1 protein-coding gene is annotated in these 1,297 nt (G+C 64.3%); it reads right to left on the reverse strand.

Features of this window, described 5'->3' with window-relative positions:
• Window positions 1-281: 281 nt before the first annotated feature.
• Window positions 282-1,280 (reverse strand): IS110 family RNA-guided transposase, encoded by a 999-nt coding sequence (locus RBB42_RS28050; protein WP_305972720.1) that lies wholly within the window; start codon window positions 1,278-1,280, stop codon window positions 282-284.
• Window positions 1,281-1,297: the final 17 nt, after the last annotated feature.

Raw genomic sequence — 1,297 nt, forward strand, 5'->3', positions numbered from 1 at the left:
GCGTGTGTGGATGCCCCCTGTTTGGCAAGCATGATCTTCGATTTGTCGGCGGGGTCTTCGATCGGACGTGTGTCAGGCCTCTGAGCGTGGCCTTCCATGACGCCACGGGCCGGTATGCTGTTCGGAAGGCTGGGTTCACATCGGTTCAGAGAGCTGCAAGCGCTCGAGCCCCGGGACTGAATCTCCCGCCTTGAACTTCGAAGTCCGTGTCGCCTACTCCTCGTCGATCGCTCACCCCGGCCTTGCGGCCATGCCGTGTTCAGGCCCTGCTCGGGCCCAGATCACGCCATTCGATAATCCTCTTTCTTCGTTGTCATGGCCCAGATCATGCGAGCCATCTTATTCGCCAACGCGACGGCCGCGACCATCCTGGGCTTGCGCGCCACCAGCGCAGCCAGCCAGCGGTTCGCACTGCCGCCCTTGCGAACCACCCAACGGATCACGCTCATGGCGCCGACAATCAGAAGGCGGCGGATGTCAGTCTGGCCCATCTTGCTGACCGAGCCGAGCCTCGTCTTGCCGCCGGTGGACCTCTGCCGGGGTACCAGGCCGAGCCACGCTGCGAAGTTTCGTCCGTTGTCAAATGTGTCGAGGTCCGGTGCAAATGCCGAGACCGCGCCAGCGGTGACCGGGCCGATCCCGGGGATGGTACACAATCGTCGCAGCTGTGCATCTGCCTTCGATGCCGCCTGGAGTTCGTCCGCCAGCTGTTCGATCACCGCAGTGAGTCGCGCGATTTGGTCGAGGTAAATCGCGCCCATCTCACGAACCGGGCTTGGCAGGTCCGTGGCCTCGTCGTCCAGCGCGTTCTCCAGCACCTTCAGGCTCGCCGGGCCCTTCGGCGCCACGAGTCCGAACTCGGCCAGATGTCCTCGTAGCCCGTTGATAAGCTGCGTGCGTTGCCGGACCAGGCATTGGTGTGTCCGGAATGCGACCGCGCGCGCCTGGGTCTCGGCGCTCTTGACCGCCACGAAGCGCATAGTCGGGCGCAAGGCCGCCTCCGCGATGGCTTCCGCGTCCGCGCGATCATTCTTCTGGCGCTTTACGAACGGCTTCACGTAGGCCGCCGGAACAAGCCGAGCCTCGTGGCCGTGCAGTTGCGCCACCCGGCCCCAATGGTGCGACGTGGCGCAGGCCTCCATCGCCACGATGCAAGCTGGCTGCTCGGCAAGAAACGACGCAAGCCGCGTCCGCGACATACTTCGGTTGTATAGAACCGCCCCCTCCGGCCCGATGGCGCAGACCTGGAAGCTACCCTTCGCAAGGTCGATCGCCAGCATGCTGATATTCGTCGTCA

Origin of the sequence: Mameliella sp. MMSF_3455 (assembly GCF_030733205.1) — a bacterium.
GTDB lineage: Bacteria > Pseudomonadota > Alphaproteobacteria > Rhodobacterales > Rhodobacteraceae > Antarctobacter.